The 6,988-nt window shown below is 40.6% G+C and carries 3 protein-coding genes and 2 pseudogenes; all 5 read left to right on the top strand.

Going from position 1 to position 6,988, the window contains the following annotated elements; translation table 11 throughout:
• Window positions 1–479: 479 nt before the first annotated feature.
• Window positions 480–1,955, top strand: coding sequence for a S8 family peptidase (locus V7K38_RS25385; RefSeq protein ID WP_334861835.1), 1,476 nt, complete (start codon window positions 480–482; stop codon window positions 1,953–1,955).
• 188 nt (window positions 1,956–2,143) lie between these two features.
• Window positions 2,144–3,568: an LCP family protein gene (locus tag V7K38_RS25380; RefSeq protein ID WP_442940802.1), complete on the top strand. Its 1,425-nt coding sequence runs from the start codon at window positions 2,144–2,146 to the stop codon at window positions 3,566–3,568.
• A gap of 145 nt (window positions 3,569–3,713) precedes the next feature.
• A pseudogene (locus V7K38_RS25375) lies at window positions 3,714–4,535 on the top strand (dicarboxylate/amino acid:cation symporter); the annotation flags it as partial.
• A gap of 549 nt (window positions 4,536–5,084) precedes the next feature.
• Entirely contained in the window at window positions 5,085–6,767 is a 1,683-nt protein-coding gene (locus tag V7K38_RS25370; protein ID WP_334861831.1) for an IS66 family transposase, read from the top strand.
• A 24-nt stretch (window positions 6,768–6,791) separates the two neighbouring features.
• Window positions 6,792–6,988, top strand: a pseudogene (locus tag V7K38_RS25365) (hypothetical protein); the annotation flags it as partial.

Raw genomic sequence — 6,988 nt, 5'->3', positions numbered from 1 at the left:
AGGAAATTATTTGTTTACTTGGTCTATCACCTGATATTTATGGTCATTTGGTCGATAATTCCTCTTAGTCAAATCCTATTACGCGAACGGTGAGAAATTACTCTTGATCAGAAACACAATTTTTGAGCAGGCGATCCCAAAATCATGATACGCATGATTCATTCTTCTCCCGTAAGTTCAGTACAAGATTTAACTTCATACCTGTGTCTTTCCTAAATTTTCAGCATAATTTCTAATTGACAAAAGTAAAATTATCTTAACCTATCACCGATGAGCGCTGGACACCTTTTTGAAAAATTTGTCAAAAAATTGAAATAATTATCATCATATTTTTTGGTAATAAAATTGGCATTATTTTATCAAATTTCATAGTAATTGTTAACAATATGGCTTATTCATCCGTTAAAACTTTTGTTTAGCAAATTTTTTAACACCTTAAGCTGTTAAAAAACATTGCTAACTTTGAGAAGAAAATACTTATGCTCAATGATCATGCTAATAAAAGATTAAATGTTACTCCCACCTCTTCGTTAGATACATTTAATCCTAAAGATGACCACAGCCTCAACTTCAGCGGACGTAGTAGCTATAACTCAAATAATTCTGATGTGCAGTTGCTAAATAATAGTGACTCTACTAAGAATACTTTTAGCACCCAAAGTTATAGGTCTACCGATGGTTATGGCTTAACTAATGCAGCAGCAGCAGTGGCTAAAGCTACCGAGCAGAATACCTATGCAGATGTTCCTAAACTTGGTGGCAATAATTGGGGAGCAGACCTAGTTAAAGCACCAGAAGTTTGGGCGCATGGATATACAGGTCAAGGCGTTGTCGTTGCTGTTTTAGATACTGGAGTTGACTATAATCACCAAGACTTAAAAGATAATATCTGGACTAATCCCAAAGAAAACGCCAGCAATGGTATAGATAATGACGGCAATGGCTACGCTAATGATATCCACGGCTGGAATTTTGTTGACAACAACAATAACGTCCTAGACGACAATGGTCATGGTACTCATGTTTCTGGCATTATTGCTGGCGAAAATAATAACTATGGTGTGACTGGCATTGCCTACAACGCTAAAATCATGCCAGTGAAAGTTCTCGATAGCTCTGGCTCAGGTAACGATACTACAATCTCTAAAGGTATTCACTATGCTGTAGACAATCGTGCTAATGTAATTAACCTCAGCCTGGGAAGCATGTACCCCGATGATACCCTCAAGTCAGCTATTGAATACGCTAGCAGTAAAGGTGTGACTGTTGTAATGGCTGCTGGTAATGATGGTTCATCATCCCCAGATTATCCCGCTAGCTATGCATCCACTACAGGAATTGCAGTTGGCGCAGTTGATAAAAATAATCAGATGGCTGATTTCTCTAATCGTTCTGGGACACAGACAACTACTTATGTGACTGCGCCCGGTGTTGATGTCTATTCCTCCGTCCCGAATAATCAGTATGCCACTCATAGCGGTACGTCTATGGCTTCCCCTTATGTTGCTGGTGTAGTTGCTCTAATGCTTAGTGCTAATCACGACTTAACACAGAGCCAAATACGTGATATACTCACAAGTACCGCAGGAAATAGTACACAATCCTCAAGCTATACAAGTGAAATTCAGAGTCTCCCTTCTAGCTTAATATTTGCTCATCAACCAACTACCTTAATATCATCCATTACTGTTTCCATTGTTCAAAATGACTTGCAAGTAAAGTCTAATAATGATCAACAGTCAAATTTGATGCAGTTTAGTGTCAATTCTCTGAGCGAACGTCAAACTACAAACTCAAGTATCAGCAGTTATGGAATTGAAAATAATCACAATTTGAGAACTCCAGTAGCCCCATCACAATTTCACTATTATGATTACACTCTAGACAACGACATCATTGGGAGCATCGATAATGCACCTGAAGAAACAATACTGAGGAAACGCTATAAAGACTGATACCCGATAGGGATTATCAGAGAATATCTGGTATGAAATTGTTTAGCAGCATTCAGAATTGGTTGCTACTACTCTGAGTCAGATTAGATTTTGGCTAAAAGATAATTTGAGAGTAAGCTATTATGGTTTGGCTTGTCTGCTTGAAATTTGGATTGACAAGCACAAACTGTCTAGTCCAAATCTAAGCAGTGAGTGGTAAAAGAATGCCAGCAGGAGAAAACCATTCGGGAAAAGCGTTTAAACAAAGTAACAAAAATGCCAAAAAGCCAATACTAAGAAGTTCGCTGTGGTTTTGGTTGAGGATAGGTGGTGTAGCAATGGGAGCAGCGATCGCGGGCACGCTGTTAGCAGTTTCTTTCACCAGCAAGCCTTTGCAGAAAACTCAGCTAAATCAACAACAGCAAGCAGCCTTTAATGGAGAAGGGATTACTGGGAGTGGACTACAATTTTCTGCATTAAGTCGCCCTGTGAACATTTTAGTTTTGGGGATGAGTGTGCTGCCACCAGACATTAAAAACCCGCCCCCAGAAACGCTACACATGAGATATCAGCCGGAACTAAATTCCTTTGATGGTCTTTCGGATGTGATGCTTTTACTGCGATTTGAGCCAGAAAAGAAAAAATTAATTATGCTTTCCATTCCTAGAGATACCCGCATAGAGGTGTCTGGGCATGGTATGACCAAAATTAATGCTACCAATGTTTATGGTGGTCCGGCTTTGACCAGTACAGCAGTCAGTAATCTCTTGGATGGAGTGGAAATTGATCGGTATATCAGAATTAACGTTTTGGGAGTCAGCAAGTTAGTCGATGCCTTGGGTGGTGTGACAGTCTACGTACCAAAGAATATGAAATACCGAGATGATTCCCAGCACCTGTACATCAATTTAAAGGCAGGTAAGCAACATCTAAATGGCGAGCAAGCGTTACAACTTTTGCGTTTTCGCCATGATGAATTGGGAGATATTGGTCGCATTCAACGGCAGCAAATGGTCATTAGTGCTTTAACCGATCAAACTCTCAACCCAGCGACTCTGAGTCAACTGCCTAAAATACTTGACATAGTTAAAGAACACATAGATTCCAACTTAACAGTAGAAGAATTAGTAGCGCTGTTGGATTTTATGGTGCAAACCCATCGCTCTAATATGCAAATGTTGATGCTGCCTGGTCGATTTAGCGAAAAGAAAGAATATGATGCTAGCTACTGGATAGCAGACAATCGATACATTGGTGCGATGATGGCTAAGTACTTTGATTTAGACTCAGAACCCAAAGCAGAAGTAGTTCATCATACCGCTAGCTTACGAATAGCACTTCAAGACAGTACAGGCACTAATCAAGCTAACCTGCATCCATTAATCAAAATCTTGGAAAAAGCTGGTTATCACAACATCTATATTACTAAAAGCTGGGGTGAGCCGCTAGAAGTAACTCGCATTATTGCCCAGCAAGGAGATGGCGACAGTGCTGAATCAATTCGCAACGCTTTAAATTTAGGGGAAGTACGAGTGGAAAGCACTGGCAATCTCTACTCTGATATCAGTATTCAGGTCGGGAAAGATTCGTTGCAAGCGTTCGCAGATACTCTAAAGCAGCAGAGCAAACCTTGACTATATTATTAGAATTATTAGGCGGGATGTAGAAAAGGTCATTTTGAAGGCAAAACCTACGCAGTATTGAGAGCTGTCCCTATGCTGGGGGTTTTTGTCACAGGTAGTGTTTTAATAGTTACATCATTTCTACAAAACAGAAAACGTGACTTTACCACAAAAAAAACGTCACTGGTTGGGGCGTATTCCTCTAACAATGCAAATTGTTATCGCCTTGGGTCTTGCAATTTGCTCAGGAATTGTACTCGGTGCAGGAAACCCCAGTCCCAACAATGCCGCCCTTATAACTAACTTAGCAGTCCCCTCTGAATTGGTGTTGAAAGCCTTAAGTACCCTCGCTACTCCCTTGATTTTGATGGCAGTGTTACACACTTTTTTAACCACCAATATTCCTGGTACCGCAGGACGACGGCTAGCGGTAATACTTTTAACCAATACTACAGTAGCCATATTGATTGGGCTATTAGTGGCAAATGTTCTCCATCCTGGGACTTGGAGCCATTTAACTTTTTCCGGTAGTCAAGGGACAATCACTAATCAAAGTTTCGATCCCTGGGGACTAATTAAAGGCGCTGTGCCAGAAGCCATCCTCAAGCCACTGGTGGATAATAATGTAATTCAATTAATTGTCATTGCCCTTTCATTTGGCATCGTCCTTCGGGGATTAAAATCTGAACAAATCGCCGCAGGCAAACTTGGATATCAGCCAATTGAGGATGTAATTGGGATTTTGTTCGAGTCTGTAATTCGCATTCTCAACTGGGTAATTGCTTTAGTCCCAGTAGCAGTCTTTGGCGTTGTGGCTAAAATTATTGCTCAGAAAGGCTTCGCACCTTTTCAAACATTAGGTGCCTTTGTTCTAGCAGTCCTTTTGGGATTATTACTACAAGCTACTTATTACATCACCAGAGTCAAACTCGGTTCTTGGGTTAACCCGAAGAACTTTCTTGCTGGCGGAGCTGATGCCTAGGCTGTTTACTTTGAGCCTTTTTGGAGGGTAAAAATTCATGCTAAATACGTGGTAACTGTTTGGGTAAAAGCTTATCTAGCATAGACTTTGCGTTCACGTGGGCACAAAATTTGCATGAACTAAAAACTGGGAAATTTCCAGGGCAAACGCATCTAAATATTGACGAGCCTGAATCAGGATGAAATATACCAAGACTCGAACTACATAAGGCTTTGAGGAAATTAAATCTCACTCGGACTGAAAATGATAATCATTAAGAGGAGGTGTTAGAGGCAGCCGACGGCTGCCTGAATTTTCACGGTCAGTTCTTCACTCTTCTAGCGTAGGTTTTCTCACAGTCTGATTCTCAATAGTTTTAGATTAATGACTAGGAATCACGAGAAGATCAGCACAAGAAAAACTCAATTTATGCGATCGCTACCAGGAAGGCGCGGTTATGCCATCGCTAACTGATCAAAGTGACTTTTAAAGTATCCGCTCAATAAGTAGGGGTAGGGGAGAAAAATAAGGTAAGCAAGGGAGACAGAATATAATAAAATGTGACACATGACGCAAAAGCAGGATTCGAGCAAAAAATCAGGAGAAGAGATACTGCAAACCATAGAGCCAAAAGGGATTGCAGACGAATCAATGCGTCGGACAGTAGAAATATTACTGAACTTAATAGAGCAATTGCAAGCAGAAGTCAAAGAATTACGAGCAGAAAATCAACAATTAAAAGATGAAAACAACCGCCTGAAGGGAGAACTTGGTCAGCCAGACATCAAAGCCAACAAGAAAGGGTTGAGCAGCAATCACTCATCAGAAAAAGAGCGAAAAAACCCAAAAAAGCACAGCAAAGGCAGTAAGAACGAGACTATTAAAATAGATAGAAAACAAATACTGGAATACCCTCAGGACAAACTACCAGCAGACGCAGAATTTAAAGGGTATCAAGAAGTAATCGTTCAAGACATCATCCTGAAAACAGACAACGTACTATTCCAGAAAGAGAAATCCGGGTATTCACCCTCAGTTGGAAAAACCTATTTAGCAGAACTTCCTCGCGGTTACGAAGGAGAATTTGGTCCAGGAATAAAAGCCTTAGTGATTAGCCTATACTACGGGGGCAACTTGACCCAAGGCAAACTATTAGAATTTTTAGAAGATATTGGCATATCCATATCAGCTGGATATTTATCAAACCTACTGATTAAAAACCAGACTGAATTTGAAAGCGAGAAAAGCGAAGTATATGCGTCAGGACTAGAGAGCAGTCAGTGGCAACACTTAGACCAAACTGGTGCGCGCGTGGGTGGAGTAAACTACACCACTAATGTAGTGTGCAACCCGTTATATACAATCTACCTGACCACTGCCAAGAAAGACAGATTAAGTGTGGTGAAAGTATTGCAAAACGGAAGAGAATTGGAGTTAATTCTCAATCAACTTGCATACAACTTGCTGGAGAATTTTCAAATACCGACAAAATGGAAAACCGCACTCAAATTATTACCTCAAGAAACTGTGTTCACGGAGGCAGAGTTTAATACCCTACTGGATACATATTTAGCTAAACTGGGTTCTCAACAAAGGACTCGAATCATCGAAGCAGCAGCTATTGCTTTCTATCATCAACAAACTGATTGGCCAGTGGTACAAACTCTGGTCTGTGATGATGCTCCTCAGTTTAAACTACTGACGGATAGTATAGCTTTGTGTTGGATACATGAGGGACGACATTACAAGAAGTTGACTCCTTATGTTGCTTGTCATCAACAGGCTCTTGATGACTTCTTGGATGATTTCTGGGATTACTACCGAGATTTACTTGCTTATAAAGATTCTCCCAATCAGCAAACGGCTGAAAAACTTAGGTCTGAGTTTTGGAAACTTTTCGATACTAAAAGTGGTTATCAACAATTGGATGAGCGAAAACGATTAACGTTGCTCAAAAGTTCGGAGTTGCTAATTGTTTTAGAGCATCCTGAATTGCCATTGCATAATAATCCGGCAGAGTTAGCTGCCAGGACTATGGTGCAGCGACGTAATATTAGTTATGCCACTCAAACTCTAGAAGGTACTAAGGCTTGGGATACTTTTATGTCCCTTGTTGCCACTACTCGTCAGTTAGGAATTAGCTTTTTTGAGTATATCCGTGACCGCATTTCTCAGCTTGGTCATATTCCCTCTTTGGCGACTATTATTCTTGAACAATCTGTTCTTCTTCCCTTGGACTTGTCTTACTAGCTAGAATCACCCTACCCCTACTTATTGAGCCGATACATTCCACTCACAAACGAGTCCACCATCCTGCACTCTCCCAGGCGTGAGCATTCACGTAAGCCCGAACAGTTTTTTGAACTTGTAGAAAAGCTGACTTTTCCCGTTAAGTCTCTTTTGCAAGCTGCCAGCCTTTACAAAGGTCGTGCAATTTTAACCAGCCTCGCCACAGTACCTGGATACCAATA

Origin of the sequence: Nostoc sp. (genome assembly GCF_036917465.1) — a bacterium.
Taxonomy (GTDB): domain Bacteria; phylum Cyanobacteriota; class Cyanobacteriia; order Cyanobacteriales; family Nostocaceae; genus Nostoc.
The sequence above is the reverse complement of the archived record's forward strand: the minus strand, read 5'-3'. Positions and strand labels throughout refer to the sequence as shown.

What these genes read in the sequence shown, in the direction of transcription:
- V7K38_RS25385 (WP_334861835.1), top strand. Translation starts at nt 480, where the DNA reads ATGCTCAATGATCATGCTAATAAAAGATTAAATGTTACTCCCACCTCT.
- V7K38_RS25370 (WP_334861831.1), top strand. Translation starts at nt 5,085, where the DNA reads ATGACGCAAAAGCAGGATTCGAGCAAAAAATCAGGAGAAGAGATACTG.